This is a genomic window from Aquisediminimonas profunda, assembly GCF_019443285.1.
GTDB lineage: Bacteria > Pseudomonadota > Alphaproteobacteria > Sphingomonadales > Sphingomonadaceae > Aquisediminimonas > Aquisediminimonas profunda.
Window position 1 is genome coordinate 134987 of the sequence record NZ_CP080327.1, and the last position, 26882, is coordinate 161868.

The following is a 26882-nucleotide window of genomic DNA, read 5'->3' on the forward strand; positions in this document are numbered from 1 at the left end:
ATGAGACTAAAATATCATGTCAAGATATAAATCTCATTCTACTGCGTTGCGGCGGAAGCAATCGGGCGCGTGATCGTTGACCATTCCGACCGCCTGCATCCAGGCATAGACAATCACTGGCCCGACAAATTTGAAGCCCCGTTTTTTCAGGGCTTTTGAAATGTCGGCGGAAAGCGGCGTGCTCGAAGGCACGGAAAGGCCATCGTTGCTAATCGTTTCGTCACCGACAAAGGACCAGGCAAAGGCCGCAAAGTCTTCCCCACTGTCCTGCATGGACAGATAAGCCTTCGCGTTACCGATCACGGCTTCGATCTTGGCGCGAGCGCGAATTATGCCGGGATCACCCATCAACCGCGTGACATCATCCGGGGTGAAGCGTGCAACGGCTTCAGGATCGAAGCCGCAGAAAGCCGCGCGATACCCCTCACGACGATAGAGCACCGTCCGCCACGAAAGCCCCGCCTGCGCGCCTTCAAGCTGAAGCATTTCCCATAGCATGCGCCCGTCGCGCACCGGCACGCCCCACTCAGCATCATGATAGGCGCTCATCAGGGCGTCGCCCTCGGCCCATGTGCAACGAATCATGATCCTGGCGCTCCCATCTCTTCGTCGATCACCACAGCCACACCATTTAGCGGACCCGGCATCAAGCCCCCCTAAGCTGCGCGCTTGGGTTCGCGGGCAAACACGCTGAGACCAAGCCAGGATTGCATTTGAGCAGCAAGAATGCGGTCCCCTGTGAGCATCAGCCGCTCGGCCTTTTGCGCCGTCCGGACATCGTCCAGCCCCATCCAAATCGCCGTCATTGTGCGCAAATCGGTCGAAACATAAAGATCGACGTCGAATCCGGGATCGATGGAACAAAGATCGACGCCGGTGCCCGGGGTCACCAGCAGCCACCACGATCTCTGCGCCGAAGGCAATTCAGGGTAGAGGAACTGGATCACGCTGCGCCGCCGAGGCATCGGTTCCGGATTCAGGTTTCGACGCATGTCCCACATGAGCAGGCCAACATCCAGATTCTTCAGAGTCGGCTCAGTTTCGATCCACCGCTGGCCCCAGATCCCGAACGCATCAATAACCGGAGAGAGTTCGCGGCCGGCTTCGGTCAGCAGATATTCGAATATGCCCGGATCTGCGGTTGATGGCACACGGCAAATCACCCCGGCGCCTTCCAGTTCTTTAAGCCGCTGGGAGAGAAGCGCAGGTGACATACGCGGGATGCCGCGACGCAAATCGTTGAAGCGGGTCGAACCCGCAATCAGCTCACGCAACAGCACAATCGTCCAGCGTGTGCACAGTATTTCGGCGGCCATCGCGACCGGGCAGAATTGCCGGTAACTGCCTTGCATTTTGCCATCCTCCAGGAATTCGGGACCGGAATTTTAACAGCGCCATCTGCGCGGGCATAGTTCAGTTTCTGTATCGGGATCGATTCAGTTCCTGAACTGGCAAGCACGTTCTTGCTCGGACATGACCGCTTCGCCGGGCCACCCCCTCCCGCCTGGCTCGTCCAAGTGAAAGGAACACAACATGCCACTTATCGATATCCAGCTCATCAAGGGCGTATTCACGCCCGACCAGAAGAAAACGATGATCGAAAAGGTCACCAATGCAATGGTCTCGATTGAAGGCGAAGCAATGCGGCCGGTCACCTGGGTTCGCGTCCAGGAGATCGAAAGCGGCGAATGGGCAATCGGAGGCAAGCCACTGACCGCCGGAGACGTGAAGTCGATGGCGGCCGGCGGCTGACACCAGACCAAAAGTGCAGTAAATTGCGTAGCGGCGGCGGCGTGCCCAAATGCACGCCGCTGCCAGCCCTAGAGCTTGCGCCCGATCAGTTCCTTCATGATCTCGCTCGTCCCGCCGAAAATCCGGGTGACGCGGGCCGAACGCCAGGCGCGGGCAATGGGATATTCGTTCATATAGCCGGCGCCGCCGTGCAGCTGCAGGCACTTGTCCATCACTTCCCACTGCAATTCCGTGTGCCAGAGCTTGGCTGCCGCGCCTTCTTCGGGTGTCAGTTCGCGCTTGAGGTGGCGGGTCAGCGCCCAATCGAGATGCGCCCAGCCAACCTGGAGCTTTGCCTTCAAATCAGCCAGCACGAAGCGGCTGTTCTGGAAATCGAGAATGGGCTTGCCAAAGGCTTTACGGTCGCGCGTGAAGGCAACTGTATCGTCAAAGGCCTTTTGCGCTGCAGCCTGCGCTGAAACCGCGATCGACAGGCGCTCCTGCGGCAGTTCGCTCATCAGGTAGATGAAGCCCTTGCCCTCTTCGCCAAGGCAATTGGTCATGGGCACGCGGACGTCTTCGAAGAAAAGTTCCGACGTGTCGGCAGCATCCTGTCCGATCTTGTCGAGGTTGCGCCCGCGCTTGAAACCTTCGCGCTCTGATTCGACCAGAATGATCGATACGCCTTTCCAGGCAGGCTGGATTTCTGTGTCGGTCTTTGCGCAGACCAGGATCAGGTCCGCATTCTGACCATTGGTGATGTAGGTCTTTGAGCCGTTGATGACATAATGGTTGCCATCCTTCTTCGCAGTCGTCCGCATCCCCTGCAGGTCCGAACCCGTGCCCGGTTCCGTCATGGCGATGGCCGTGATTGTCTCGCCGGAAACGAGCTTTGGCAGCCAATGCTTCTTCTGCTCTTCCGAGCCATAGGAAATGATGTAGTTCGCGACGATATCGGACTGGAGCGAAAAGCCTGTGGCGACTTCACCATAATAGGCCGATTCCTCATCAACGATCGCATTATATCCGAAATCGAGGCCCAGCCCGCCATATTCTTCCGGCACTGTCGGGCAGAGAAGGCCGAGTTCACCCGCCTTGGGCCAGAGCGATTTGGGCACGATCCCATCATCATCCCACTTGGCGGCGTTCGGGGCGACCTCCTTCAACATGAACTGGCGCACCGTCTGGCGAAACGCCTCATGATCTTCATTGTAGGCCGTGCGGGCGAGAGCTTCGAGCGACATGCTGGGAGTCCTTGTTGGGGATGGATGTCCGAGCGAAACCCAAACTTTACGTTTCCGTCAAGGGAAATTTGCACCGGCCAGCCACTTCTGCATCCGAACCGGTCCTGCGAGCCGTATCCACCCGAAAGGGGATAGTGACATGGCAGACGCGATCAAGGGTGGACACCAGCTCGGGCAGCAGCTTCGCAAAATCGGACTGGCCTTGCTTGCCGGGGTCATCTTCGGCGGCGGATTGTCGCTTGCGATCCGGCAGGACGGCACGGCTGTCGCGGCCGCTGCATCGAACGCTCCGACCCGCTATGATCGCGCGTTCGGCAATGTCTTCTACAAGGTTCCGTCCGGATATCGGGCCGTGCAGCAATCTGGCGGTGTCGTCATGGCGCGGACGGCTGACGTGCTATCCGGCAATCTCCAGGGCGTCCTCGTTGTCTCTCGCGGTTTGCCGCTGACGCCCGAACTTCGCAAGGAATTGCAGGCAAAAGGCAAGTCGATCTTTGTCCAGGGGATTGCGATTGCGCTCGGCAATCTCGCTGCAGATCCGCGCGCCAAATTGTCAAATCCCGCACCGGTGAACAATCCAGCCCAGGATGGCTATGAAGCCTTCGCGCTGAACGGACAGGCCTATGACAGCGATGCCGGCCAGAAGCGCTTTACGACATTCGTCGTTGTCATCACGCCAAGTCGCGTCGAAGCCTTTATGAAGGTCGGCTATGGCAGCGAAGCCAACGCAAAGGCGCTCGACTCCGGTTTTGAAGCGCTCACGGGATCTGCCGAATTCCGGGATGCGGGTGCCAGGGCGCCATCCCGGCTTGCGCCGCCATTGCCGACCAATCTGACTGCTCTCGCGCCTGCTCCGGCCAGACCGGCCGCGCCTGCAGCCAGTGACGACGAGTCCCCTGCACCGGCACGCGGCGGCGGCGGCAACTGCCGGATCGTCCAGCGGCAGATGTGCTCGGGCGGCATTGGCACCGGACTAGGCTATTTCTGCAACACCTATCCGCAGCGCGTCTGCAATTGAGGCGTCTTAACGCTCGGCCGTGTCCATCGAGGCGCGGGCAGCCTCTTCGATCCGCCTGAGCAACGCAGCGAGCGCCGCCCGATCCTCGGCGCTGAAGCCGTTCAGCAACTCGGCCTCGAGCGCGAGTGCTGCAGGCGCGATCTCGGTGTAGAGCGCGCGTCCATCTGGCGTAAGCGAAAGAAAGTGCGATCGCCCGTCCCCTGGATTTCGGCGCTGGGCAACCAGCCCGCGCTCGATCAGCGCTGCTGCCGCGCGACTGACGGTGATCTTGTCGAGTTCGCCTGCCTGCCCGATGTCCTGCGGGGTCATGCTGTCCCGTTCGGCAAGGATCGCGATGAGGCGCCACTCCGGCACCTTGAGACCGAACCGCTTGCGATAGCTCTGCGAAATGCGCGTGCTGACCGCGTTTGATGCAACCGAAAGGCGATAAGGCAGGAAGCGGTCAAGTTTCAGCATGGCAATTGACTCTTAACATGATCCAATATAGTTGCAATTGAAACTATCTATCCCCCGGAGACTGATCATGGCCGACCTGTTCGACAATCCCCTTGGTCTCGACGGATTCGAATTCATCGAATTCTGCGCTCCCGAAAAAGGCCTGCTTGAGCCCGTGTTCGAAAAGCTTGGATTTACCCGGATTGCACGGCACCGGTCCAAGGATGTCGACCTGTGGCGGCAGGGCGAAATCAACCTGATCGCCAATTACGAACCCCGTTCTCCTGCCGCCTATTTTGCCGCCGAACATGGCCCTTCAGCCTGCGGGATGGGCTTTCGGGTGCGCAATGCAAAGCTCGCCTATGACGAGGCAATCGCACGCGGGGCCGAACCGGTTGAAACGCGCACCGGGCCAATGGAACTTCGGCTTCCGGCAATTCGCGGCATCGGCGGTGCAATTATCTACCTGATCGATCGCTATGGCGATGCGCTCTCCATCTACGACATCGATTTCGAATATCTGCCCGCAGTTGACCGGCATCCCGTTGGTGCGGGTTTCAAGCTGATCGATCATCTGACTCATAACGTCTATGGCGGGCGCATGGATCATTGGGCGAAATTCTATGAACGCGTCTTCAATTTCCGAGAGATCCGCTATTTCGACATCAAGGGCGAATATACCGGTCTCACCAGCCGCGCGATGACAGCGCCAGACGGCAAGATCCGCATCCCGCTCAACGAAGAAGGCAAGGCCGGCGGCGGGCAGATCGAGGAATTCCTGCGCCAATATAATGGCGAGGGCATCCAGCACATTGCCTTCATCTGTGATGACCTGATCGCCTGCCTCGACAGGGTCCGTGCGCTTGGCGTGCCATTGATGGCCGCACCACCCTCCACCTACTACGAAATGCTCGAGGAACGGCTGCCGGGACACGGCGAACCGGTGGCAGAGCTTCAGGCGCGCGGCATCCTGCTCGACGGCTCGACCGAAGATGGCGATCCGCGGCTCCTGCTCCAGATTTTCTCGCAGACGATGGTCGGCCCGGTCTTTTTCGAATTCATCCAGCGCAAGAAGGATGAAGGCTTTGGAGAAGGCAATTTCACTGCGCTGTTCAAATCGATGGAACGCGACCAGATGCGGCGCGGCGCCTTGGAGACAGCGGCATGACAAGCCCGGTCACGCTCTCGCGCATTCATCACGTCGCCTATCGCTGCAAGGATGCGAAGGAAACGGTGGAATGGTATGCCCGTGTCCTCGGCATGGATTATACGACGGCCTTTGCCGAGGACCATGTGCCATCGACCGGCGAATATGACCCCTATATGCACATCTTCCTTGATGCCGGCGGCGGCAATGTGCTGGCCTTTTTCGAACTGCCCAACCAGCCGGAAATGGGCCGCGATCCGAACACGCCGGCGTGGGTACAACATCTTGCATTCGAAGTGCCTGACCTGGACTCTCTGATGGCCGCCAAGGCACATATCGAAGCGCAGGGGATCGACGTGATCGGCCCGACCTTTCATGGCATATTCCGGTCAATCTATTTCTTCGATCCCAACGGGCACAGACTCGAGCTGGCGTGCAACATCGGCGAGCCGGAACAGTATCGGGAACTGCGGCGCGTTGCTCCGTTGATGCTCGACGAATGGAGCCGGACGAAAAAAGCCCCGCGCCATGCCGACTGGCTGCACAAGGACCCGGACGCCTGAGCCCAGCCTATCTGCCGCCGATGGCTGGCCGCCCAACCTTGGCGGTGGCATCGGCAGGCATGCGTTTTTCAAGCGCCTGGAGCCAGAGATATGCGGCACTGCCGGTATAAAATTGCGGTCGGGACGGCTGCAGGCGTTTTGATATCTCCCAATGACGAATAAGGTCAAAGGCCTGCGCTATGGCGATGTCAAAAGGCTGCGGGGTGCGCAAAGCCGTGTTGATCAGTGCATCGCCAAAGAAGGTCCAGTCATTGCCTGGGGCGCACCCGAAGCTGGTCTGATCCCGATCCGCCGCTGTCACAACAACGCTGCTGTCATTGACCAGATAGGGCAGCATTTCCCCGGAGAAGCAGGCAGACAGCATCACCAGCCGTCGCGAAATGCCAGCTCCATTGAGGAGATCGGCAAGCCGCCTCGGCCCGATCCAGCCATAGCCGTGATCGCCGTCGCGATAGGCCAGCCCAACCTCCGGCGCGCCGTGGCTGGTCGTGTAGAGGATCAGCACGTCCTCCCTCAGATCCATCTTTGCCGCGATTGCGCCAAGAGCGACTTCGAGATTGGCGGGAGACCCGTCAGGGATCGTTGCATCGCCCGCGCCATTGCCCGCCGCCAGAACGATCGTCCGGCCGACGGCATCGAAGCGTCGAGCAAGGACTTTTGCGGTCTGCGCCGCTTCACGACCGAACACAGGGTCCGAATCAAGCCCTGCAACCACGACATAGGCATCGACGACGCCGGGGCGCTGCGGCTTCAGCGCATTGATCGCACCGGCAAGAAGCCGATGCTGGGCATAGTGCCATGCAGCATCGCGGCCCTGTTCGGTCACGATGCCGCGATTCGCCGCGGCAATCTCCTGCGGCGAAACCTGAGCAAAGGCGGTGCCCGTGACGAACAGTGCGCCAACCAATGCCAGCCAGTATCGCATGCCTTGCCTCATTTTGCCTGCTGCCCCGAATTCATCCCCCTAGCCATCACGAAACGCACGCGCGGTCAAGCGCGGCCGCCTCTTCCCCCTCACCCCTTGCTGCCCTAAGGACTGTCGTCATGAAACTTGCTTCTTTGAAATCGGGCCGGGATGGCCGCCTTGTCGTCGTCTCGGATGATCTCGCCTGGTATACCGATGCTGGCCATATCGCCCCGACCCTCCAGTTTGCGCTGGACCATTGGGACGAGGTTGAACCGGCCCTGCGCAACCTGGCGACCGATCTGGCGCATGAAGCCATTCCGATGATGCGGTTTCATGAACGCGAGGCGGCGGCCCCGCTCCCCCGCGCCTATCAGTGGGCAGACGGCTCCGCCTATGTGAACCATGTCGCGCTCGTCCGGCAGGCCCGCGCGGCAGATATGCCCGACAGCTTCTGGCATGACCCCCTCATGTATCAGGGCGGATCAGACGGTTTCCTCGGGCCCCGCGATCCCATTCCGCTCGCCGACGAAAGCTGGGGCTGCGACATGGAAGCTGAAGTCGTGGTTGTGACGGGCGACGTGCCCCAGGGCGTTTCGCAGGAAGACGCGCTTGCGGCAATCCGGCTGGTCGGCCTCACCAACGATGTCTCTCTGCGCAACCTCATCCCGGGCGAGCTGGCAAAGGGCTTTGGCTTTTTCCAGTCCAAGCCTGCGAGCGCATTTTCTCCTGTTTTTGTGACACCTGATGCACTGGGCGCCCGCTGGGACGGGGCGAAACTGCATGGCGCGCTCTGCGTCGATTTTAATGGCAAGCCGCTGGGACGAGCCGATGCGGGCGTCGACATGACGTTCGATTTCGGCCAGCTCATTGCCCATGCCGCCAAGACCCGGGCGCTTGGCGCGGGAACGATCATCGGCTCGGGCACCGTCTCCAACCGTGGCCCGGATGGCGGCCCGGGCAAGCCGATCAGCGACGGTGGCCTCGGCTATTCATGCCTCGCCGAAGTCCGCACGGTCGAGACGATTCTCCACGGCAAGCCGGAAACGCCATTCATGAAGGCCGGCGATACTGTCCGTATCTGGATGGAAGACGACAAGCACCACAGCCTGTTCGGGGCCATCGAACAGACCGTGTCCGGCTGATGCCCTAATTCTGGTTGGCGTAGATTTTCACCAGCCGGAACAGATAATCCCGCCCGTCATAGAGCGACTTGACGCGAATGCGTTCGTTCAGGCCGTGGATGCCACCGCCATCGGCATCATAGAAGATGCCGGGTACGCCATAGGTCGGGATGCCGACAGCTTCGAGGAAGATGCCATCGGTCGCGCCTGTTGACATCGTCGGCAGCATTGGCACGCCGGGGAACATTTCGGCGGCCAGCTTTTCTGCGGGGCCGAAAATCTTGGGCGAAAGCGGTGGCGGCGATGCAAGGGGGCGATCCTCGATGATCGGCGTGATCGAGACCTGCGAGTCATTGATCGCACTCGCAAGCTTCGCCTGCACGGATTCAACGCTGTTCCCGGGGAAGATACGGCAGTTCACAATCGCTCGCGCCCGCTGCGGCAGGGCATTCATCGCATGGCCGCCGTCCAGCATGGTCGCAACGCAGGTGGTGCGCAGGGTGGAATGCAGCGTCGGATCAACAGAGACAATCGCGTCTGCTGCCTTGTCATCCGGGTTCGCCAGCAGGGCCGTGACCGCGGTCGCCATTTTCGGCGGCAGGGTCGGGGCAAGCCGACTGAAAAAGCTTCGTGTCGTATCGCTGAACTGGACCGGGAATTCATACTTGCCGATATTGGTGAGCGCTGCGGCAAGCGAATAGATCGCATTGTCGGGTCGGGGCATCGAACTGTGGCCGCCGGGATTGGTTGTCTCCAGACGGAAATTGGCGACCGTCTTTTCTCCGACCTGCATTGACAGAACCGAGCGCGTGCCATCCGGGCCAACCCGTCCACCGCCGCCTTCGTTGAGCGCATATTCGGCATCGATCAGGTCGCGGCGGTTCTTCGCCAGCCAGCCAGCCCCATTGAAGGCCGTGACGGTTTCCTCGCCGCAAGTCAGCGCCATCTTGATCGTGCGCTTCGGCTTGAACCCCTCCTGTTTGAACCGGATCAGCGTATCGGTCCAGATTGCCGACTGCGCCTTGTCGTCGGAAGCACCGCGTGCATAGAAATAGCCATCTTCCTCAATCAGCGTGAAGGGATCGCGGGTCCAGTCGGCGCGGTTGGCCTCGACGACATCAAGATGGCCAAGGAGGAGTATGGGCTTTGACTTCTTGGCAGTGCCGGAGAGGACCGCCACCAGCCCGCCTTCCTTGGGCTTTTCGGGCGTCGAAAAGATCGTCAGGTCCTTGTCCGTATAGCCTGCTGCCTTCATGCGCGCAGCCAATCGTTCGGCCGCAAGGGTGCAGCTGCCTGACGAAAGCGTCGTGTTGGTTTCGACCAGTTCCTTGTAGAGCGCGCGGAACGATTCCTGGTCGGGCCGAATTTCGGCCTGGGCCTGCTGTGCCGACATCGCGGCCAAAACCGCCCCCAAAACCGCTGCGCGCATGATCTTCCCCTCTGATTCTCGAGGAACGGACCTTAGCCGGTTCGCCGGAAGGCGAAAGCTGTTTATCGCTTTGGTCCTTGCACCGTGGCTTTCGCTCTTGCCGAAACGCAATCCGCTACCCAGATAGGTCAAAGAGGGACAATTTGTCCCGATACGAAGGACAAAGACCGTGCAAAGCCAGAATCGCATTTTCGACGACCTTGCCAAAATCATCAACGGTGCTGCCGGAACAATCGCTGGCGTAGGGCGCGAGGCCGAAGCTTCGGCGCGCGAACGCGCAAAGGAATGGATCGGCGGGCTCGACTTTGTCAGCCGCGATGAATTTGAGGCGGTCAAGGCCATGGCAGCGGCGGCTCGCGATGAGGCAGAGGCCCTCAAGGCCCGGCTCGACGCACTGGAAGCCCGTGCAGCGAAGCCTGCAGCAGCAAAACGCGCTGCCAGGCCCAAGGGCTGATCCGTACCACCCTATCCACAGTTTTCGTCACGCCTCCTCTTGCAGTTCCGCCCGTATTCGGCGCAAGGACGCGCATATGACGATTGACGATCTTGAATCGAACGATGGCCCGTCCACGCCCATCGACACGCTTGAAAGCTGGTTCGCGGCCAATGGCTGGAGCCATGAACGTGTCGGAGATGAGGAAATTGTGGCTGCGACGCAGGGATCGTGGGGCCAGTATGAGTTGCGCGGCGTCTGGCGCGATGACGATCGCGTGCTTCAGTTTCTCGCCTTTCCCGACGTCCGGGTGACGCACGACCAATATTCGGCAATCTATGAGACCATCGGCCTGATCAATGAGCAGCTCTGGCTCGGCCATTTCGAGCTCTGGTCAGGAAACGGGACGCTCGTGTTTCGCCATGCCGCCCTTCTGGAGGGGCAGGATGAAGCAACACTGTCGACAGAGCAGGCGGATGCACTGATCGATGCTGCGGCTGGGGAACTTGACCGTTTCTATCCTGTTTTCCAGTTTGTCATGTGGGGCGGAAAGACGCCGGCCGAAGCCATCACTGCCGCAATGGTCGAGACGCAGGGCGAAGCGTGAGCAGCGGCCTGCTCTGGATCATTGGCTGTGGCAATATGGCCGGAGCGATGGTCCGGCGCTGGATCGAAACCGGGATGGATGCCGCGCAGATCAGGGTTGTCGACCCGGCTCTTCCCGAACTGCCCGGCGGACTTTCGGCGCTTTCCGCGATTCCGGCAAATGCGGTCCCTGCCGACAAGATCCTGCTGGCCGTCAAGCCTCAGTCGCTTGATGCCGTTGCCGCAGATGTAGCGCGACTGGTGGGACCGGAGACGCGTGTCTTTTCCATTCTGGCCGGTGTCGAAATTGCGGCGCTCAAGGACCGGTTTCCCCAGGCAGCGCAGATCGTGCGGATCATGCCAAACTTGCCAGCCGCATTGGGCAAGGGGGTGATTGCATTGCACAGCCCGGACGGCCCGGACGACCGGACAAATGCACTCATGGCGCCGCTGGGGCTGGTCGAATGGATTGAGGATGAGGAGCTGCTCCATCTGGTCGCTGCCCTTGCGGCCAGCGGCCCCGCCTTTCTCTACCGTTTCATCGATGCGCTCGGTATTGCTGGAGCCAGACTGGGCCTCGCGCCTGACCAGTCGGAACGGCTTGCACTGGCGACCGTAGAAGGATCGGCGCTCCTGGCCGCACAGTCTGGAGAGCGGCCAGATGTTCTGGCGGATCGCGTGGCGAGCAAGGGCGGCATGACGCGAGAAGGATTGAATGTGCTGGACGCGGAGGAAGCGCTGATCCGACTGCTCACCGCAACGCTTGACGCGGCCGCACGGCGCAGCGCTGAAATGGGCGATGCGGTGCGGCGGGACTAGGGTTTCCGCTGCAGAGCGATGACGCGCCCCAATTCCGATTCGGGTATCAACCCCTCGAGCACGTGCCAGAATCCCGTCACCGCCTCTTCGCCAGCATTGTCATAGGCATGAGCCATCTTGTCGCGCAGGCTGCTGAACAGGCGGGCCTCGAGTGCCGCACCCGCCTTTGTGAGACGGAGCAGCTTTTGCCGCCGATCAACAAGGCCCGGACGATTTTCAACAAGCGCGCGTTCGGCTAGGTCGTTGAGAACACGGCCAAGCGATTGTTTCGTGATCGCCAGCAGCCTGAGAAGATCACTGACTGTCAAATCCGGTTGGCGGGCAATGAAGTAGAGCGCGCGATGGTGCGCGCGCCCAAGGCCTTGTGTCGCCAATTCTTCATCGATTGCACGCGTCAGATGGCTATATCCGAAGTAGAGGGATTCGACGCCCCGGCGAATGTTCGCTTCAGCCAGAAAGCCTGGCGAAGTCTCGGAATTTTCCTTGCGGGCATTTAGGACAGCCATATTGACGTATCTTGGCCCGTCGATTACCGGATTGCAAGCCGCATCTGAAAGGATTCCCGATGAACGATCGCACATCACCGCACGCGCCCACAGCGCTGCCGTTCGTCGTGGAACGCAATGCACATCCCGTCAATTCAGAGGAACGGGCGCGGCTGCTGGCCGATCCCGGCTTCGGACGCGTCTTTACCGACCACATGGTCATGATTCGCTATAACGACGCGAAAGGCTGGCACGATGCAAAGGTCATGCCGCGGGGCCCCTTGTCTATCGACCCCGCGACAGCTGTCCTTCACTATGCGCAGGAAATTTTCGAGGGGCTGAAGGCATACAAGCTGGCCGACGGCAGCATGGCCCTGTTCCGGCCGGAAGCGAACGCCAGGCGATTTCGCGATTCGGCGCAGCGGCTGGCCATGGCGGAACTTCCCGAAGATCTGTTCATCGAGTCGCTGCGGCAGATTGTGACCATCGACCGTGACTGGTTCCCCGATATAGAGGGAGGCTCGCTCTATTTGCGGCCTTTCATGTTTGCGAGCGAGGTCTTCCTCGGCGTGAAGCCGTCGTCCGAGTACATCTATATTGTCCTTGCCTCATCGGTCGGTGGCTATTTCAAAAGCGGAGCGCCGGCGATTTCGCTTCTGGTTTCACAGGAGCACACACGGGCCGCTCCGGGTGGTACGGGAGCCGCAAAATGCGGCGGCAATTATGCCGCAAGTCTGGTTGCGCAAGCTGATGCGATCGCAAAGGGATTTGACCAAGTTGTGTTCCTTGATGCAGCGGAACGCCGCTGGGTCGAAGAGCTGGGCGGTATGAACCTCTTTTTCGTCTTCAGTGACGGATCGATCCAGACGCCTCCCCTTGGTGGAACAATCCTGCCCGGCATCACGCGCGATGCCCTGCTCACACTTGCGCGCGAGGATGGCATCGTCGTGCGCGAAGAACCCTATTCCATCGAACAGTGGCAGGCCGATGCCGAAAGCGGACGCCTGACCGAGGCATTCGCATGCGGCACGGCGGCGGTTGTCACGCCCATTGGCCGCGTGACCGGGGCCAATGGCGCTTTCTCGATCGGTGCCGGCGGACCTGGCCAGTTCACGACCCGGATGAAGGACAGGCTGGTTGCAATCCAGCGCGGCCTTGCGCCTGACCCGCATCATTGGGTCATGAGGCTGGACTGAGGGAATTGTCATTGCCAATCGGGCTGCTATAGGGCCGCCTCCTTGCAAGCACATGTTGGGGCGTCGCCAAGCGGTAAGGCACCGGCTTTTGATGCCGGCATTCGCAGGTTCGAATCCTGCCGCCCCAGCCAAACCTTATGACACAGCTTGAAGCCTCAGGCGGCGAGGCCTTCGAACTGCATCCGGGCCAGCCGCGCATAAAGGCCGCCGGCACGACTCAGGCTTTCGTGATTGCCTTCTTCGACGATGCGGCCTTCACTCATCACGATAATACGATCCGCCGCACGCACTGTGGCAAGGCGATGGGCAATCACGATTGTCGTCCTTTGGTGGATCAGCCGGTCGAGTGCATCCTGAACCAAACGTTCTGATTCGGCATCGAGTGCCGATGTCGCTTCATCAAGCAAGAGGATCGGCGCGTCGCGCAGGATGGCGCGGGCAATCGCGATCCGCTGGCGTTGCCCGCCTGAGAGGCGCGCGCCGCCTTCACCCATGTAGGTATCAAGCCCGTCGGGCAGCTGGCGGAGAAATTCCGCCGCATTGGCGGCCTCCGCTGCAGCCCAGAGCGCATCATCGTCCGCATCCCAGCGGCCATAGCGAAGATTGTCGCGCGCACTGGCAGCAAAGATCACGGTTTCCTGTGGTACCATGGCAATGCGCGCGCGCACGGCAGCGGGGTCTGCATCGGGGAGCGCAACACCATCCACCCGGATGGTCCCGCTTTCGGGGTCATAGAACCGCTGTATCAACTGGAAGAGCGTTGTCTTGCCCGCGCCCGAAGGACCGACAACCGCAACCGTTTCGCCTGGATTGATGACCAGCGAGAAATCGGAAAGAGCACTGGTCTCCGGACGCGTCGGATAGCGGAACCGGACATGATCAAATTCGATCCGCCCTTCAGGCGGTTCAGGCAGGCTGACCGGATGTTCCGGAGCTGCGATGCCGGGTTGTTCCGAAAGAAGTTCGGTTAGTCGAGCCGCCGCGCCGGAACCCCTGACGAGATCGCCATAGACTTCAGCCAATGCTCCGAAAGAGCCGGCCACAAACCCGCCCGTGAGGACGAATGCGGCAATCGAGCCACCGGTCATCCGACCGGCCTGAACGTCGAGCGCACCCTGCCACATGACCATCGTGACGGCGCCAAACATCATCAGGATCATGAACGCCGTGAGGATGGACCGTATGACGATCCGCCTGCGCGCCGTTCCAAAGGCATGTTCGACGGCACCCGAAAAACGTGCGCCTTCGCGGCGTTCCTGTCCAAAAGCCTGAACAATTTTCATGGCAGCCAGCACTTCGACGACAATGACACCCACATCGGCAATCCGGTCCTGGCTCTTGCGAGATGTTTCGCGGAGCCTGCGACCGATCAGGATCGCCGGAACCACCACAAGCGGGATGCCCAGCAGGAGCATCGCGGTCAGCTTGGGTGCCAGTGTGAAGAGGTAGGCAATGCCTCCAATACCAAGCACAATATTGCGCAGCGCGACCGACATCGTCGTTCCCACCACCTGTTCGATCAGGGTTGTGTCGGCCGTGATGCGCGATGCGACCTCGGCCGGGCGATTGACCTCGAAATAGCTGGGCGACAGCCGCAGCAAATTGTTGAGCACTGCACTGCGGACATCGGCAACGACCCGCTCCCCCAACCAGGAGACGAAATAGAAACGGCTGGCCGTCGCGATGGCCAGTACAGTGACGATCATCAGCAGATATTCGAACCAGCGGCCAACATCGCCGCCAGACGCGGCAAAGCCTCGGTCAATGACAAGGCGAAAGCCGTTGGGAATGGCAAGCGTGGCAGCCGCAGCGATCAGAAGCGAGAGCCCGGCACATGCAATGCGCCCCGGATATTGGACCGCAAAGCCCCAAACCATCCGGAGGCTGCCGAGCTTGCGATTGCCGTTTTCCGGCTTGGTTTCATCTGACATGCGGCAGGGCCTAGCATCTGGGGATATCCGTCTCAATATGCGACGGATTATATTGTGCATTGCACAAGACGAATTTCTCCGCCACACTTTGAAGCCAACAAGGGATATTGGATGATTTACAACGCCTATGAAATGCAACGCTCCTGGCTTGCGGGGGCCAGTGCATTGGCCCACAGCAGCGCAGAGTTCCTGAGCAACCCGGCGAATCCGTTCGCTTATTTCGGCGGTGGAGAGATACTCGCATCCGCCCTCAATGTCTTCGCCCATGCCTCTGCGCCGCGCGGGAAGCCAGCGTTCGGGCTTGATCACACGCTGATCGACGGCGAAATCGTGCCGGTCCGTGAAGAGATTGTCCTGCAAAAGCCCTTCGGCCAACTGAAGCGCTTCGTGCGCGAAGGCGTTGAGACCGGGCCCAAGCTCCTGATCGTCGCGCCGATGTCCGGCCATTATGCCACGCTGCTGCGCGGCACGGTCGAACGGATGCTGCCCAAGCACGATGTCTACATTACCGACTGGCGCGACGCCCGGAACGTTCCGCTGAGCGAAGGCCATTTCGACCTGGACGATTATGTCGACTATTTGATCGAATTTCTCGAAGTGCTCGGCCCCGGTGCGCACATGCTTGCTGTCTGCCAACCTTCAGTGCCAGCCTATGCGGCAGTGGCGGTCATGTCAGCGGCCAAGAACAAGTGCCTGCCAAAAACACTGACCTTGATGGGCGGACCGATCGATACGCGAAAGGCGCCGACATCGGTCAATACGCTGGCCACGCAGCGCCCGCACAGCTGGTTTGCCAATACAGTGATTGCAACAGTGCCCTATTCCTATCCCGGAGCGGGACGAAAGGTTTATCCGGGTTTTCTCCAGCTTGCCGGCTTCATGTCGATGAATCTCGGTAACCACATGATGAGCCATTGGGAGATGTTCAAACACCTCGTCGTCGGCGATGATGACAGCGCTGATGCGACCAAGGATTTCTACGACGAATATCGTTCCGTCTGCGACATGACCGCGGAATTCTATCTGCAGACGATCGATGTTGTCTTCCAGCGCCACGCCCTGCCCGATGGCGAATATCTGCATCGCGGGGAAAAGGTGGATCCCAAGGCTATTATCAAAGTTGCGCTGCTGGCCATCGAGGGCGAGCGCGACGATATTTCCGGCCTCGGCCAGACAAAGGCTGCGCTTGAAATCTCGACTGGACTGGAAGCGAACCTGAAGCGCTACTATATGGCGGAAGGAACTGGCCACTACGGCATCTTCAACGGCAGCAAATGGCGAGAGAAGATTGCCCCGGTGGTCGAAGACTGGATCGCTTCGCACGATTAGAGGGCGGGCCGTGGCGACGATCCCGACATTTTGTTGAGAAGGACCCTCATGTCTCAAAGTCAAGCCATTCTAGCCGGCGGCTGCTTCTGGTGCACCGAAGCCGTGTTTCAATCCCTCAACGGCGTCTCGGGCGTGGAAAGCGGCTATATCGGCGGGACGGTCACCAACCCGACCTATCGGCAGGTCTGTGGCGGGGACACAGGCCATGCGGAAGCCATTCGCGTGACGTTCGATCCCGAACAGATTTCCTATGCCGACCTGCTCGACATCTTCTTTGCAACGCACGATCCGACCCAGCTCAACCGGCAGGGCAACGATGTGGGTACGCAATACAGGTCAGCCATCTTTCCCGATGGACCGGAGCAAGAGGCAGAAGCGCGCGCTGCCATCGTGCGCAACCAGTCCGACTGGCCCCTGCCCATTGTGACCACGATCGAACCGATGGCCACATGGTATCCGGCCGAAGACTATCATCAGGAATATTGGAACGGCGAAGGCCAGCGCAATCCCTATTGCCTCGCAGTCATTCCGCCCAAGCTTGCCAAACTCAGGAAGGGCTATGCAGAGCGCTTGAAGGCGAGTTGAAAGCGGAACAGGCATCGGCAGCCGCATGGGATTAGACTGACAACTTCGCAACGTGTATCCTGACCTTGGGGAGGGATCACGACTGCGCTACTCGGCCTTCATCAGCTACAACCACAAGGATCGGATGTGGGCGAACTGGCTGCTCAAGCAGCTTGAGCGATACACCATTCCGAAAAGGCTGCACGGCCAAGATTCCCCTCTTGGTATCCTCGGGAAACGGCTCCCTCCGGTTTTCCAGGATCGCGAGGAACTCGCCGCGTCGAGTGACCTGGCACAATCCGTCAGGGATGCGCTGCTCGAATCTGCGAGTCTCATTGTCATCTGCTCGCCCCACTCTGCTCGTTCGCGATGGGTGAATGAAGAGATTCGCACCTATATTGCTCTCGGGCGGCGCGACCGGATCCAGCTGCTGGTCGTCGATGGGGAAGCCCGCACGCCAAATCTTGCCGATTCCGAGGACGACAATGCCAGCTTTCCGCCAGCTTTGCTGGAAGGTGGAGGCCAAGAGCCACTCGCAGCCGATCTTCGGGACGAAGCAGATGGGAAAAGAGCCGCTGTCCTGAAGTTGCTCGCGGGTCTGCTGGGAGTTGGATATGACGAACTGCGACAGCGGGAACAGGCCAGGCGGCAAAAGCGACTGGCGATTATTACGGGGACCTCGGCGGTCGGCTTCGTCTTGATGTCCGGCCTGGCCGGCTTGGCGGTCATCGCCCGGAACGATGCTATCGCGCAACGCGATATAGCCCGCCAGAAAACCATGACTGCGGAGCGGACGGTCGAATTCGTCAAGTCGCTTTTCGAAGTATCCGATCCGTCAGAGGCGAAGGGCGCAAAGATTACTGCGCAGGAGATTCTCGACAAAGGCGCGGTGCGGATCTCCCAGTCTCTGGGCGATGAACCGACGGTCAAGGCAGAGCTTATGACCACGCTCAGCCAGGTCTATCTCGGGCTTGGTGCCTACAAGAAGGGTGACCAGATCATCCGTGATTCCCTGCGGCTGAATGTTGATGATCCAGGCGTGCGCGCACGGCAGCTGATGGCTCTGGGAGATTCCCAGACGCGGCAGGGCGAATATCAAAAGGCAATTGCGACGTATGGCGAGGCTCTGAAATTGGCGCGAGACGCGGATAGGGGCAATCCCGAACTCGTGTCTCCGATCCTGATTGGGTTGGGCGAAGCAAAGTCCGCGATCGCTGATTATCGGGGTGCCGAAGCTGACATTCGGACCGCACTGGCCCTCGATATTGCCAGACACGGAAATCGGAATCCAACCGTCGCGCGCGATCTGGAAGCGCTTGGTCTCAACTCTTTGACAGATGGTGAACTGGCAAAGGCGAGGCCTCTTTTTGAACGCGCGCTGCAAATTCGCGTTCCAATACAGGGCATTGCCCATCCCCGTGTTTCCGAAGATCTCAATGAGCTTGGTTCGATCGCCTATCTGCAGCGTGATTCTGCGGCGGCGGAACGATACTGGTTGCGTGCGTTACGTTCCGACGAACTGGTCCTTGGGCCGAACCATCCGGACGTCGCGATCACGATCAACAATGTTGCCCGCGTCATGCTTGAAAGGCGGGCGTTCGCGCAGGCCTATCCACTGCTGCAGCGCGCCGTCGTCATCAACCTACAGCAGCGCAGTGAAACACATGATGATCTTGCCTTTACCTTTGCCAATCTTGCAATTGCAGAGCGCGGCCTGAACCGTCCAGTTGAAGCGGAAAGACTTTTCCGCAAGGCCTTGATGGCGGCCGAGATGCACAAACATCGCAACCGGGCCCCGATTCTGACCGAACTGGCTGACCTTCTATGCGAGAGGCGGGCATTTCCTGAAGCATTTGCAATGCTTGCGCAGGCGGAGCCGATCATGCGATCGGATTATCCCGACGATCCTTGGCGATCGGCTTGGGTCGCAAACACGAAAGGCGGTTGTCTGATCGAAAGCGGCAAGCCAGATGAGGCCCGGCCAATCCTCATTGAGAGCATGCCCGAATTGCGGAAGCGATGGACGCCATCCTCGCTTTTTGGGCACAGGGCCGAACAGCGACTAAACCGACTGCCCCAACGAACCAGCAGCCCGCGAAACTGAAATGGTATTCGCGACATGATCAGCATAGACCTGGACGCGGCCCACGAGGAGATCCGAAAGGCGCTGGCGCGCGGCAACATGTTCAAAGTCTTTGAGCTGGCCCGTGAAGGTTTGCTCGCATGGCCTGAGGACCCGCAGTTCCGTTTCCTCCAGACACTTTCGCTCGCACGGCTCGGCGAACCCTATGCCGCCATCCAATCCTATGATCGCAACCGTGTCTCAGAGATCGGCACAGAGGATGCAATCGCCCTCAAAGCGCGGTTGCTGAAGGATCTTGCGCTTCGCGCCGGTCCTGCAGAACAGGCCGGCCTCTTTCGGCAATCGAGTGAAACATATCATCAGGCCAGCATGCTTGATGACGGATATTTTTCGAGGATCAATGAAGCCACAACGGCATTCCTCTCGGGAGATCGTGATCGTGCCGTTGCCTTGGCCGAAGCGATTGTCCGTCGTCCGGAGATTTTTACACCAAAAGACTATTTTGCCGCGGCGACACTGGGCGAAGCACAGTTGCTGTGTGGCAATTTTGCAGAAGCAGCGGAGGCGTTCAAGGCGGCGCGTTGCCTTCCCGACGCCAATCCCGGTGGCATGGCCTCAACCACGCGCCAGGTTGGCATCATCTTGGCGCATCTCACGATCAACACGGACCTTCGGGAAACGCTGCTTGCCGCGATCCGGCCCGCTCCAATTCTCCATTATTGCGGCCATATGTTTTCGGATCATTGGAGCGGCGCTCGCGCGTTGGCATTGCAAATAGCTGCCGCCCTTGATGAGACCGGTTCGTCGATCGCCTATGGGTCGCTTGCTTGTGGTGCCGATATCATGATTGCCGAAGCAATCATCGGACGGGGTGGCGAGGTTCACGTCGTATTGCCATTTGCAGAAGATGACTTTCTTGAGACTTCGGTGAAAATGGGCGGGCAGGAATGGCTGCCCCGATACGAACATGCCCGCGCGCTGGCTGCTTCTGTTACCTTTGCCGCGCAAATGCCATTCGTGAATGACGATCATCAGTTTGCCTATTGTTCGAAGCTGGCCATGGGCACGGCGCGATTGCGATCGAAGACTATGCAAACGCACGCTGTGCAACTCGCGGTATGGGATGGAACCCCCGGCACTTCGGTTGCCGGAACCGCTGCCGACATTGCCGAATGGCGCAGCCAGAACGGTGCCACGAGAATCATTTATGTCGAGCAGAATAGACCTCGCCTTGCGCTGCCTCCCCCTAAGGCTGTGACCACACAAACCTCCCGGTCAATCCATGCAATCATTTTTGCCGACTTCTCCGGCTTTTCGAAATTGAGCGAACAATTGCTGCCGGACTTCCTCAATTTCGTCATGGGCGCGATCGGCACCATCCTGGGCAATCATGGAGATGCCGTTCTGTATCGGAACAGTTGGGGGGATGCGATCTACTGCGTAATCAGAACGCCCAATGAGGCTGCACGGATCGCCTTGGAAATTCAAACGGCGCTAGATCCAGCTCTACTCCATAAGGCGGGCCTTCCCGAAGAGGGCGGCATGAGGATCAGCCTCCATTGCGGTCCGATCTATGAAGATTTCGATCCGATACAGCAGGCGCGCACATTTTACGGAACGGAAGTCACGCTCGCAGCGCGGATCGAACCGCGCGTTCCGGTGGGCGCCATTTACACGACCCAGCAGTTTGCGGCCCTGATCGAGACGAAGGACGCACATCCTTTCCAGTTTGAATATGTCGGCAAAATGGAGCTGGCCAAAGACTATGGCGCGCGCATTCTCTACCGGCTGACACAGACAGTCGCGGAAATGAATTCCGGGTAATCCTTGGATGCATTGATGAGTGCGGCACAATCCGTGCCAATTTGGAACATTATCAAATAACTACAGATAGTTGGCCTGGATAACTTGCTAAAGGGGCTTGTGGAGTCTGCATTTCAGGCAGATGCTTCAAGAATTGGCATGAGTCGATTTTTGTTCGACTCAACCGGGGGACATTGAAATGCGCGCACTTGCCTTTTTTGGAATGGCCGTGCTGTCGGCCAGTTTGACCTTGTTGCCGTCCTCCGCCGAAGCTCGGCGTACGGCGATTGACCAGGATCCTAACGGCAACCCGATCACGACGCTTCTCAGCGGGTATTGCGATCTGAATGGCGATGATTGCAACCCGATCACCGATGGGCTGACTTTGCCGTACAGTGTTAGCTTTGGTGGAGGAGCTTTCACCAGCAAGGTGTTCATTCACGGGAACAGCATTGTTACGTTCGGTCAACCAATCAACTTTGCACCATTTGTAACGGCGATTACCAATGGCGTGAATGACGGATCGCTTCCGACGTCCCAACAATATGGACCAAAAACGCTTATTAATGCTGGACAGATCCTCGACCTTGATCCGCTCGGCAATGGTGGATTCTATCAGAGCGGTTCGCTCAGCCTCCTCAGCAACGGCGTGATCTTTGCGGAATGGTTCACATGCTTGAAGCCCGGCCCTCTGTGTCATGCCAATTCATATTCTATCACCTTGACTCCAACGACTGGCGGGTTCGACGGCCTTTTTCAATTTGGCCCGGATGGCGTTGATTACACCAAGTACCAGCTTGCTTTGGCTGATAGAGAATTCATGGTCGAAGGCGTTGCCGGAGCGGATGGCAAAATTGGAAGCCCTACGCCCTATGGCAGCACCTTTTTCATGCCCGCCACTTTCCGAGGGTTGGGACTGTCTGCAGTGCCTGAACCGTCCGTCTGGGCCATGTTGATCCTTGGCTTCGGGTTTGTGGGAGCAAGCATGAGAAGGCGGGCGGAGCGCGTTTCGACGGCAAAAGGACAACAAACCTCAATTTAGCTCGGTGCCTTGACCGTCAGGGAATTTGACGTCTGTGCAAGGGCCCGAGACTGACGTTGCGACGATTCCAATCCGTTTGACTCAGCCGGCGGTGCTGGTGTGTCGTCAGGCGGCAGCCCGGCGCAGCCTGTCAAGAATCGCCATGCCCAGCCCGGTTGCCGGAATGGGTGCGACCGCAATGCGCTGAGACGCCGAGGCTTCAGCATCATGGAGCGCACTGAAAAGCTTAGCTGCTGCTTCGACGAGATCGCCGCTGGCGCTCAACGTCGCTTCGCCCTGTATGTCTCCAAAGCCGATCAGCCATTCATCTTGACCCCCCGATGTCGCATCAAGGCGAAGCGGCTTTGCGGGCGCATAGTGACTGGCAAGCTGACCGGGCGCTTCGATTGCGCCGGTCTGTGACAGCGCGAGGCCAAGGTCGATCGGGCCGGGGCGGAGCAAGCGGATTGCTCCATCTTCAGCCACCGCAACGATCGTGGATTCAAGGCCGAGACTCGTCGGCCCCGCATCGATGATCATTGGGATGCGCCCTCCCAAGGATTTGAGGACATGTGCTGCACAGGTCGGGCTGATGCTGCCGCTTGCGTTGGCGGAAGGTGCGGCAAGCGGCTTGCCGCAGGCCGCGAGCAAGGCCAGCATCGCGGGGTGGGCTGGAACGCGGAGCGCAATCGTCTTCAAGCCGGCGGTTGCGAGGCTGGCGATCCCGCTGTCGGGCCGGAGCGGAAGAACGAGCGTCAAGGGGCCTGGCCAAAAGCGCTGAGCAAGGTCGCGCGCTGCAGGGTTCAAGATCGCGATCTTTTCTGCCGTTGCCAGATCGGGAACATGGACGATCAGCGGATTGAAGCTTGGGCGACCTTTCGCGGCGTAAATTCCCGCAACTGCGATACCGTTCGTCGCGTCGGCAGCAAGGCCATAGACCGTTTCGGTGGGCATAGCGACGCACTGCCCCTGCGCGATCAGCGCTGCGGCCGTTGCAATCGCTTCTGTGCCAAAAGGCTGGACATGCGTTTCGAAAGGCGGTCTTTCAGTCTCCACGCTGTGCCGCTAGAGCGCGGCATTCGATCACGCAAGCCAATGACAGGTTGAGATATGTCCTACACCCCGCCCATCGCCGAACAGCGTTTCGTTCTCGACACCGTGACCGGCATTGCCGAATTGGCCGGACACGCTGCCTTCGCAGAAGCAACGCCCGACATGGTTGATGCTATCCTCGAGGGCGCGGGCGCCATTGCGGCGGGCGAATGGGCGCCACTCAACCGGGTCGGCGATACAAATACTCCCAAGTGGGCTGACGGCAAGGTCACCATGCCGCCGGGGTTCAAGGCCGCCTATCATGCCTATGTCGATGGAGGCTGGGGAACGATCGACGGGCCGACCGGGTTTGGCGGGCAAGGCCTGCCGCACGCGCTGGCCTTTGTAGTGCTTGAAGATCTCGGCACGGCCAATATGGGCTTCACACTGTGTCCGATCCTGACATCGGGCGCGGTTGAAGCCCTACTGGCCCATGGCTCCGACGACCAGCGCGCATTCTACCTTCCCAAGCTCGTGACTGGAGAATGGTCCGGCACGATGAACCTGACGGAGCCGACGGCCGGATCCGACGTCGGCGCGCTGCGTGCGACCGCGACGCCCAATCCCGATGGCAGCTACAACATCAAGGGCACGAAGATCTTCATCACCTTTGGCGAGCATGACCTTGCGGAGAATATCATCCACCTCGTCCTCGCAAGGACACCGGGCGCACCGGCCGGCACGCGGGGCATTTCGCTGTTCCTCGTTCCCAAGATCAGGCCCGACGGGACCGAGAACGATTTGCGTTGCGTGTCCATTGAGCACAAGCTGGGCATTCACGCTTCCCCGACCGCCGTCATGTCCTATGGCGACAATGACGCCTGCACAGGCCATCTGATCGGCCCGGAAATGGGCGGGATGCGGGCGATGTTCACGATGATGAACAACGCCCGGCTGAACGTCGGGCTGCAGGGCGTCCAGATTTCCGAACGCGCGACGCAGCAGGCGCTGGGCTACGCCTCCCAGCGCATCCAGTCTGCCCGCGCTTCGGGACCAGGCGCGCAGCCAGTGGCCATCATCGAGCATCCGGACGTGCGGCGGACGCTCCTGCGCATGAAGGCACTGACACAGGGCGCTCGCGCGCTGCTCTATTACGCGGCCGCACAGGTTGACTGGAATCATCTCGGGATCGAGGGCGCAAGGCAGCGGCTCGATCTTGTCACACCCCTTGCAAAGGCATGGGGAACCGATGTCGGATGCGAAGTCGCGTCATTGGGAATCCAGGTGCACGGCGGCATGGGCTTTATCGAGGAAACGGGTGCTGCCCAACATTATCGCGATGCCCGCATTGCCCCGATCTATGAGGGGACCAACGGCATACAGGCGGCAGACCTTGTCGGACGCAAACTGGCGGGTGACGGCGGCTCTGGGCTCGCAGCCCTGATTGCCGACATGCGCGCCGAAGCCAAGGACGCGGGCCTTGTGGCGTTGATCGACGCAGTGGAAGGCATCGGGCAATGGATGCTTGAGGCCGATGTTGATGATCGACTTGCCGGCAGCGTCCCCTTCCTGACGATGACATCGGTCGCAACCGCAGGCTGGCTGCTCGAACGACAGGCACGCGTGGCCGCGGAACGGCTTGCGGTGGGCGAGGGTGATCCAGCATTCCTCAAGGCCAAGCAGGCAAGCGTCACGTTTTTCCTCGCGCACATCGTGACCGAGGCCCTTGGGCTGGCCGCCTCGGCCAAGGCTGGCGCTGCGATGCTCTACTCGCTCAGCGCAGACGAGTTGGCCGCCTGAGACTTTGACGAACACGCTAGCGCAGGGGCCACCGCGCACCGGGCAGCCTCGCGATTGAACACCGAGGAGTTTCACGCAATAAAATTGCTTGAGGGTTCGGGATTCGCCGCTAGTCTCAGTCGCCATGACGCCGGAACAGCGGCACAAAAAATTATAAAAGGGGAGCGCACGGCGCCATGACAGATAGTATAAACGAAGCTCCAGTCGAACCCGGCGCCGCGCCGATGAATATCGGGGCAGTCGATTTTGGTGCGACGGGAGGCTGGTTTGGCCATCCGCAGCAATTGAAGCGCCTCTTCACGACGGAAATGTGGGAACGCTTTGGCTATTATGGCATGCGCGCGATCCTCACGCTCTACCTCGCCAACCATTTTCTCTTCAGCGACACGACAACCGCCGGACTTTATGGCGGCTTCACGGCGCTCGTTTATCTGACGCCGCTCGTTGGTGGTCTGATTGCTGACAATTACCTCGGCTCCAAGCGCTCGGTGAAGTTTGGCGCGCTGATGATGTCGCTGGGCTATTTCATTCTCTGCTTCAGCGGCACTGGTGACTCTGCGAAGCCGTTCGCGACAATCGACGGCCAGAAATATGAAATCATTGTCCAGGGAACGGGCGAAGAGGCGACGAAATCTGTGAACTTTGGCGGGCAGTCGCTCGTCATCAAGGGCAATGAGGACAAATCGGTCTCGCTGATCGCAGCCGATGGCAAGGAAGCGCGCAAGTTTGAGGAAGGCACGTTCAAGTCCGACGGCGAACGATCCCCCTTCTTCGTCCTGATGCTCCTGCTCGGGCTTTCGACCGTCACAATCGGCAACGGCTTCTTCAAGCCCAACATCTCGACCATTGTGGGATCGCTCTATGCTGATGGCGACCGACGCCGTGATGCGGGTTTCACCATATTCTACATGGGCATCAACCTTGGGTCGCTCATTTCGCAATTCTTCTGCCCGATCCTGGCGCAAACCGTCGGATTCTGGGCAGGCTTCGGGCTGGCTGCAGTCGGCATGGCCTGTTCATGGCTTCTGTTCCAGTTCGATGGCGGACGGCTGAAGGGCTATGGCGAGCGGCCAGAGAATGCGGATGCCGGGAAGGACTGGTACATTTATGGCGGCGCACTCGCGACGATACCGCTCTTCTGGTTCCTGTTTTCGAACCTCATGAACTATGTAAAACCGGCGGCCGGAACGGGCATTGTCGGTTATGTGCTTGGCCTGCCGATCATGGGCAAGGCTCTGTTCCTGACCTTTCTGTTTGGCGTTCCACTGACCCTTCTCTGGTCCTGGCTCAAGGGATCAAAGAAGGAATTCCAGATGATGGTCGCGGCCATGGTCCTGATCGTCTTCAACGTGGTCTTCTGGACCCTGTTCGAACAGGCCGGATCATCGCTGACGCTCTTTGCCGAACGGAATACGGTGCTGGAGATCGGCTGGACGGCTCCGTTGTTCGCGATGTTTCGCGACTATGCCCTGTCCTATTATCTGGTCGCTGCGGGGCTGGCATTCGGGCTGGCCTGGCTCGCTCATTGGTTCTTTGCCAATGGTGAGGAAGCAGCGACGCGCCGTTCGATGGGCATCGGCTTCGGCATAGTTGGCCTGCTCTCTTTTGCCGGTCTCGTCTATATCAAGTCAGGTCTGATCGAGCAGCAAGTCTATCTGATGCCTGCGGGTCAGACTCAGATTTTCAACGCTCTCTTCATCGTCATGCTGGCGCCTATTTTCAGCATGATCTGGGGCGCGCTTGCCAAACGCGGGTTGGAGCCTTCGATCCCGATCAAGTTCGCGATTGCCCTGATGGGCGTAGGCGCCGGCTTCCTGTTTCTCGTCTGGGGAGCGAGCTTTGCCGGGTCCGAGTTCAAGGTCGGCATGGTCTGGCTTGCCGGACTCTACCTGATCCACTCGATTGCAGAACTCTGCATTTCGCCGGTCGGCCTGTCGATGATCACGAAGCTATCCATAGCGCGGATCGTCGGCATGATGATGGGCGTCTGGTTCCTCTCGATCTCGGTCGCGCAATATTTTGCCGGGATGGTCGCGCAGGTCGCGAGCGTAGAAACCGTTGGCGGGCAGGTCACCAACCTCAAGGTCAGTCTTGATACGTACATCGGCGTCTTCACGACGATCGGCGAGGTCTCGATCGGGATCGGGGTACTATTGCTGCTCTTCTCCTTCCCGCTGAAGTATCTGATGCACGGAGTGAAATAAGC

General features: G+C 59.6%; 25 protein-coding genes and 1 tRNA gene. 17 read left to right on the forward strand and 9 right to left on the reverse strand.

From position 1 onward, the window contains the following. Positions 1–33: 33 nt before the first annotated feature. Complete coding sequence (locus tag K0O24_RS00685; RefSeq protein WP_219893936.1) at positions 34–585, reverse strand: DNA-3-methyladenine glycosylase I; 552 nt, start codon at positions 583–585, stop codon at positions 34–36. 71 nt (positions 586–656) lie between these two features. After that, positions 657–1352, reverse strand: coding sequence for a winged helix-turn-helix transcriptional regulator (locus K0O24_RS00690; RefSeq protein WP_219893937.1), 696 nt, complete (start codon positions 1350–1352; stop codon positions 657–659). Positions 1353–1533: 181 nt separating this feature from the next. On the opposite strand from K0O24_RS00690, the gene K0O24_RS00695 reads away from it, so the two are divergent. Continuing rightward, on the forward strand, positions 1534–1752 hold the full coding sequence (locus K0O24_RS00695) for a tautomerase family protein (protein ID WP_219893938.1): 219 nt from the start codon (positions 1534–1536) through the stop codon (positions 1750–1752). Between the two features lie 68 nt (positions 1753–1820). Here K0O24_RS00695 and K0O24_RS00700 read toward each other — a convergent pair whose 3' ends face one another. Then, positions 1821–2975 (reverse strand): acyl-CoA dehydrogenase family protein, encoded by a 1155-nt coding sequence (locus tag K0O24_RS00700; protein WP_219893939.1) that lies wholly within the window; start codon positions 2973–2975, stop codon positions 1821–1823. Positions 2976–3114: 139 nt separating this feature from the next. On the opposite strand from K0O24_RS00700, the gene K0O24_RS00705 reads away from it, so the two are divergent. Continuing rightward, the gene (locus K0O24_RS00705; protein WP_219893940.1) at positions 3115–3993 is read left to right on the forward strand and encodes a hypothetical protein; all 879 of its coding nucleotides are present in this window, start codon (positions 3115–3117) and stop codon (positions 3991–3993) included. Positions 3994–3999: 6 nt separating this feature from the next. Here K0O24_RS00705 and K0O24_RS00710 read toward each other — a convergent pair whose 3' ends face one another. Then, positions 4000–4449 carry a MarR family winged helix-turn-helix transcriptional regulator gene (locus K0O24_RS00710; RefSeq protein ID WP_219893941.1) on the reverse strand — a complete coding sequence of 150 codons (450 nt, stop codon included), beginning with the start codon at positions 4447–4449 and terminating at the stop codon, positions 4000–4002. A gap of 67 nt (positions 4450–4516) precedes the next feature. Between K0O24_RS00710 and hppD the strand changes: the two genes are divergently transcribed. Both hppD and K0O24_RS00720 read left to right on the forward strand, forming a co-directional pair. Then, entirely contained in the window at positions 4517–5596 is a 1080-nt protein-coding gene (gene hppD, locus K0O24_RS00715) for a 4-hydroxyphenylpyruvate dioxygenase (RefSeq protein WP_219893942.1), read from the forward strand. Then, the gene (locus tag K0O24_RS00720) at positions 5593–6138 is read left to right on the forward strand and encodes a VOC family protein (protein ID WP_219893943.1); all 546 of its coding nucleotides are present in this window, start codon (positions 5593–5595) and stop codon (positions 6136–6138) included. Before hppD ends, K0O24_RS00720 begins: the two co-directional genes overlap by 4 nt. Positions 6139–6145: 7 nt before the next feature. Here K0O24_RS00720 and K0O24_RS00725 read toward each other — a convergent pair whose 3' ends face one another. Further along, on the reverse strand, positions 6146–7063 hold the full coding sequence (locus K0O24_RS00725) for a C13 family peptidase (RefSeq protein ID WP_219893944.1): 918 nt from the start codon (positions 7061–7063) through the stop codon (positions 6146–6148). A gap of 119 nt (positions 7064–7182) precedes the next feature. On the opposite strand from K0O24_RS00725, the gene K0O24_RS00730 reads away from it, so the two are divergent. Then, entirely contained in the window at positions 7183–8187 is a 1005-nt protein-coding gene (locus K0O24_RS00730) for a fumarylacetoacetate hydrolase family protein (RefSeq protein WP_219893945.1), read from the forward strand. Between the two features lie 4 nt (positions 8188–8191). Here K0O24_RS00730 and K0O24_RS00735 read toward each other — a convergent pair whose 3' ends face one another. Continuing rightward, a complete protein-coding gene (locus tag K0O24_RS00735) occupies positions 8192–9595 on the reverse strand; it encodes a M20/M25/M40 family metallo-hydrolase (protein WP_219893946.1) in 1404 nt (467 codons plus the stop codon). Between the two features lie 169 nt (positions 9596–9764). On the opposite strand from K0O24_RS00735, the gene K0O24_RS00740 reads away from it, so the two are divergent. From K0O24_RS00740 to K0O24_RS00750, 3 genes are all read left to right on the forward strand, one after another. Then, the gene (locus K0O24_RS00740; RefSeq protein ID WP_219893947.1) at positions 9765–10049 is read left to right on the forward strand and encodes an accessory factor UbiK family protein; all 285 of its coding nucleotides are present in this window, start codon (positions 9765–9767) and stop codon (positions 10047–10049) included. 76 nt (positions 10050–10125) lie between these two features. Further along, positions 10126–10635: a type III secretion system chaperone family protein gene (locus tag K0O24_RS00745; protein WP_219893948.1), complete on the forward strand. Its 510-nt coding sequence runs from the start codon at positions 10126–10128 to the stop codon at positions 10633–10635. Next, entirely contained in the window at positions 10632–11432 is an 801-nt protein-coding gene (locus K0O24_RS00750) for a pyrroline-5-carboxylate reductase family protein (RefSeq protein WP_219893949.1), read from the forward strand. The genes K0O24_RS00745 and K0O24_RS00750 overlap by 4 nt, the downstream gene beginning before the upstream one ends. Here K0O24_RS00750 and K0O24_RS00755 read toward each other — a convergent pair. Then, positions 11429–11938 carry a MarR family winged helix-turn-helix transcriptional regulator gene (locus K0O24_RS00755; protein ID WP_219893950.1) on the reverse strand — a complete coding sequence of 170 codons (510 nt, stop codon included), beginning with the start codon at positions 11936–11938 and terminating at the stop codon, positions 11429–11431. The two genes, K0O24_RS00750 and K0O24_RS00755, sit on opposite strands and share 4 nt — an antisense overlap. A gap of 59 nt (positions 11939–11997) precedes the next feature. Here K0O24_RS00755 and K0O24_RS00760 point away from each other — a divergent pair, with 59 nt between their 5' ends. After that, entirely contained in the window at positions 11998–13113 is a 1116-nt protein-coding gene (locus K0O24_RS00760) for a branched-chain amino acid aminotransferase (RefSeq protein ID WP_219893951.1), read from the forward strand. 56 nt (positions 13114–13169) lie between these two features. Further along, positions 13170–13244: transfer RNA gene (locus K0O24_RS00765), tRNA-Gln, on the forward strand. Positions 13245–13268: 24 nt separating this feature from the next. On the opposite strand, the gene K0O24_RS00770 is transcribed toward K0O24_RS00765, so the two are convergent. Further along, positions 13269–15044, reverse strand: coding sequence for an ABC transporter transmembrane domain-containing protein (locus K0O24_RS00770; RefSeq protein WP_219893952.1), 1776 nt, complete (start codon positions 15042–15044; stop codon positions 13269–13271). Positions 15045–15155: 111 nt separating this feature from the next. On the opposite strand from K0O24_RS00770, the gene K0O24_RS00775 reads away from it, so the two are divergent. From K0O24_RS00775 to K0O24_RS00795, 5 genes are all read left to right on the forward strand, one after another. Further along, a complete protein-coding gene (locus K0O24_RS00775) occupies positions 15156–16373 on the forward strand; it encodes a polyhydroxyalkanoate depolymerase (RefSeq protein WP_219893953.1) in 1218 nt (405 codons plus the stop codon). Positions 16374–16421: 48 nt separating this feature from the next. After that, complete coding sequence (gene msrA / locus K0O24_RS00780; protein ID WP_219893954.1) at positions 16422–16958, forward strand: peptide-methionine (S)-S-oxide reductase MsrA; 537 nt, start codon at positions 16422–16424, stop codon at positions 16956–16958. Positions 16959–17010: 52 nt separating this feature from the next. Beyond that, positions 17011–19041 carry a toll/interleukin-1 receptor domain-containing protein gene (locus K0O24_RS00785; RefSeq protein WP_219893955.1) on the forward strand — a complete coding sequence of 677 codons (2031 nt, stop codon included), beginning with the start codon at positions 17011–17013 and terminating at the stop codon, positions 19039–19041. Between the two features lie 15 nt (positions 19042–19056). Further along, complete coding sequence (locus K0O24_RS00790; RefSeq protein WP_219893956.1) at positions 19057–20844, forward strand: adenylate/guanylate cyclase domain-containing protein; 1788 nt, start codon at positions 19057–19059, stop codon at positions 20842–20844. A gap of 178 nt (positions 20845–21022) precedes the next feature. Further along, positions 21023–21865, forward strand: coding sequence for a PEPxxWA-CTERM sorting domain-containing protein (locus tag K0O24_RS00795; protein WP_246611073.1), 843 nt, complete (start codon positions 21023–21025; stop codon positions 21863–21865). A 105-nt stretch (positions 21866–21970) separates the two neighbouring features. Here K0O24_RS00795 and K0O24_RS00800 read toward each other — a convergent pair whose 3' ends face one another. Continuing rightward, the gene (locus K0O24_RS00800) at positions 21971–22900 is read right to left on the reverse strand and encodes an L-threonylcarbamoyladenylate synthase (protein ID WP_219893957.1); all 930 of its coding nucleotides are present in this window, start codon (positions 22898–22900) and stop codon (positions 21971–21973) included. Positions 22901–22954: 54 nt separating this feature from the next. On the opposite strand from K0O24_RS00800, the gene K0O24_RS00805 reads away from it, so the two are divergent. Together K0O24_RS00805 and K0O24_RS00810 are read left to right on the forward strand one after the other, a co-directional pair. After that, positions 22955–24676, forward strand: coding sequence for an acyl-CoA dehydrogenase (locus tag K0O24_RS00805; RefSeq protein WP_219893958.1), 1722 nt, complete (start codon positions 22955–22957; stop codon positions 24674–24676). Between the two features lie 176 nt (positions 24677–24852). Next, positions 24853–26880 (forward strand): peptide MFS transporter, encoded by a 2028-nt coding sequence (locus K0O24_RS00810; protein ID WP_219893959.1) that lies wholly within the window; start codon positions 24853–24855, stop codon positions 26878–26880. Positions 26881–26882: the final 2 nt, after the last annotated feature.

What these genes read in the sequence shown, in the direction of transcription:
- K0O24_RS00810 (WP_219893959.1), top strand. Translation starts at nt 24,853, where the DNA reads ATGACAGATAGTATAAACGAAGCTCCAGTCGAACCCGGCGCCGCGCCG.
- K0O24_RS00685 (WP_219893936.1), bottom strand. Translation starts at nt 585, where the DNA reads ATGATTCGTTGCACATGGGCCGAGGGCGACGCCCTGATGAGCGCCTAT.
- K0O24_RS00775 (WP_219893953.1), top strand. Translation starts at nt 15,156, where the DNA reads ATGATTTACAACGCCTATGAAATGCAACGCTCCTGGCTTGCGGGGGCC.
- K0O24_RS00795 (WP_246611073.1), top strand. Translation starts at nt 21,023, where the DNA reads ATGCGCGCACTTGCCTTTTTTGGAATGGCCGTGCTGTCGGCCAGTTTG.
- K0O24_RS00725 (WP_219893944.1), bottom strand. Translation starts at nt 7,063, where the DNA reads ATGCGATACTGGCTGGCATTGGTTGGCGCACTGTTCGTCACGGGCACC.
- K0O24_RS00760 (WP_219893951.1), top strand. Translation starts at nt 11,998, where the DNA reads ATGAACGATCGCACATCACCGCACGCGCCCACAGCGCTGCCGTTCGTC.
- hppD (WP_219893942.1), top strand. Translation starts at nt 4,517, where the DNA reads ATGGCCGACCTGTTCGACAATCCCCTTGGTCTCGACGGATTCGAATTC.
- K0O24_RS00735 (WP_219893946.1), bottom strand. Translation starts at nt 9,595, where the DNA reads ATGCGCGCAGCGGTTTTGGGGGCGGTTTTGGCCGCGATGTCGGCACAG.
- K0O24_RS00770 (WP_219893952.1), bottom strand. Translation starts at nt 15,044, where the DNA reads ATGTCAGATGAAACCAAGCCGGAAAACGGCAATCGCAAGCTCGGCAGC.
- K0O24_RS00695 (WP_219893938.1), top strand. Translation starts at nt 1,534, where the DNA reads ATGCCACTTATCGATATCCAGCTCATCAAGGGCGTATTCACGCCCGAC.
- K0O24_RS00730 (WP_219893945.1), top strand. Translation starts at nt 7,183, where the DNA reads ATGAAACTTGCTTCTTTGAAATCGGGCCGGGATGGCCGCCTTGTCGTC.
- K0O24_RS00720 (WP_219893943.1), top strand. Translation starts at nt 5,593, where the DNA reads ATGACAAGCCCGGTCACGCTCTCGCGCATTCATCACGTCGCCTATCGC.
- K0O24_RS00805 (WP_219893958.1), top strand. Translation starts at nt 22,955, where the DNA reads ATGTCCTACACCCCGCCCATCGCCGAACAGCGTTTCGTTCTCGACACC.
- K0O24_RS00690 (WP_219893937.1), bottom strand. Translation starts at nt 1,352, where the DNA reads ATGCAAGGCAGTTACCGGCAATTCTGCCCGGTCGCGATGGCCGCCGAA.
- K0O24_RS00755 (WP_219893950.1), bottom strand. Translation starts at nt 11,938, where the DNA reads ATGGCTGTCCTAAATGCCCGCAAGGAAAATTCCGAGACTTCGCCAGGC.
- msrA (WP_219893954.1), top strand. Translation starts at nt 16,422, where the DNA reads ATGTCTCAAAGTCAAGCCATTCTAGCCGGCGGCTGCTTCTGGTGCACC.
- K0O24_RS00745 (WP_219893948.1), top strand. Translation starts at nt 10,126, where the DNA reads ATGACGATTGACGATCTTGAATCGAACGATGGCCCGTCCACGCCCATC.
- K0O24_RS00700 (WP_219893939.1), bottom strand. Translation starts at nt 2,975, where the DNA reads ATGTCGCTCGAAGCTCTCGCCCGCACGGCCTACAATGAAGATCATGAG.
- K0O24_RS00790 (WP_219893956.1), top strand. Translation starts at nt 19,057, where the DNA reads ATGATCAGCATAGACCTGGACGCGGCCCACGAGGAGATCCGAAAGGCG.
- K0O24_RS00710 (WP_219893941.1), bottom strand. Translation starts at nt 4,449, where the DNA reads ATGCTGAAACTTGACCGCTTCCTGCCTTATCGCCTTTCGGTTGCATCA.
- K0O24_RS00705 (WP_219893940.1), top strand. Translation starts at nt 3,115, where the DNA reads ATGGCAGACGCGATCAAGGGTGGACACCAGCTCGGGCAGCAGCTTCGC.